Source organism: Vibrio sp. 10N.286.46.A8, from assembly GCF_041470165.1.
Taxonomy (GTDB): Bacteria; Pseudomonadota; Gammaproteobacteria; order Enterobacterales; family Vibrionaceae; genus Vibrio; species Vibrio tasmaniensis_A.
In genome coordinates, this window is the sequence record NZ_JBFRLX010000358.1 from 1 (window position 1) to 1,279 (window position 1,279).

Genomic DNA, 1,279 nt, shown 5'->3' on the forward strand with positions numbered 1-1,279 from the left:
AGGCGAGCCTCTTAACTCACTCCCATGGCTAGCCATGAACACCAACATGAAACTAGCTAAATCGACAGACAGATCTGACTCAGAAATGCCCGAATGCTACTTAGCTCTACAACCTTGACTCGTCACATTGACTCGTTACTATTGCCATTTGTTAACCTACTTCAGATAATGGTAGAGTATGTACTCAGTTTACTATGGTGCGTTAGATAGAAGATGTCTGTATTTTGTAAACTCGATGGTCAAAACCTGTCTGTCTAACAATTGTTTGAATTTAGAGGTACTTATGATTTTTTTTAGGAAAGTACTGAATATCAAGATTTCTAAGAAAAAATTAGAAAGTCTTACGAATGTAGGAATCCAAGATATATCGCACGAACTTTTTCAATTAGGCCTTATTAATTTTTCTTCATCTGAAAAAAGAATAGTCGAAGAGGAAAAGCGATCATTCTATCGAGATATGAGTAAAGCCTTATCTCAGGATTTGGCGTATATTTCTTCTGCTCAGAACTTTAAGCAACAAAAAATCTCAGTTAGAGAGCGTGTTATGGGCGCTATTCGATGCTCTGTATTAGGAAGCATAGTGAAAGATAAGCTTTCTGATGGCGTACCGTTAAAAGATATGCAATCTGCATTTGGTGAGTTTAAATTTTCATTTCCTTTTGACAACAAAGAATCAGTTAAGAAAATAACAGTTCTAGGTTTTGTAAAAGAAGGTGCGTTGTTTGAAGTCAGAAATTATTTAGGTGATGCTCATAGTAGTGATTGGACTCAGATGTATAGGTTTATGTTCGAAAGCATGATAGAGCAGACAATCTCCACATATGTTTTGCGTAACTCAGATTGTGATTACCTACTCAATGAACATTATCACCGTGAGTTTAATAAGCTAACTGATATGATTAATTCGTATGAGTATGTTTATAATGAAATTATTAATGGTCGTAACTTCAATTTTAATAAAAAAGAAGCAGAAAGTTTGGCGTAGTGTACAAACAAATTTTAACAAACGTTCAAGTTATCAGGATTCTTTTTCCTGATCGGGCGGGACTAATCTAGCGCTAACGCGCTATCCAAAAGTGTGCCAGCTACTCAGCCCGAAGGGCAAAGTTAGTAAGTTAGTTCAGTAACTAACATATCAATCTGATATATCTTGACGTTAAACGGTGAAGTAAGGTTTAATCTGTACAAGACAAACGATTAAAATGATTTTCGAACATAACGACAAGTCATTGTAAAATAAGCATTTAATTTTTTAGTGGTTGGGTTCAAATCCCTATCC

Annotated in this window: 1 protein-coding gene; it reads left to right on the top strand. The window is 35.3% G+C overall.

The genetic code is table 11. From position 1 onward, the window contains the following. Window positions 1-283: 283 nt before the first annotated feature. Complete coding sequence (locus AB4232_RS22395) at window positions 284-985, top strand: hypothetical protein (protein ID WP_102573062.1); 702 nt, start codon at window positions 284-286, stop codon at window positions 983-985. The last annotated feature ends 294 nt before the right edge of the window (window positions 986-1,279 follow it).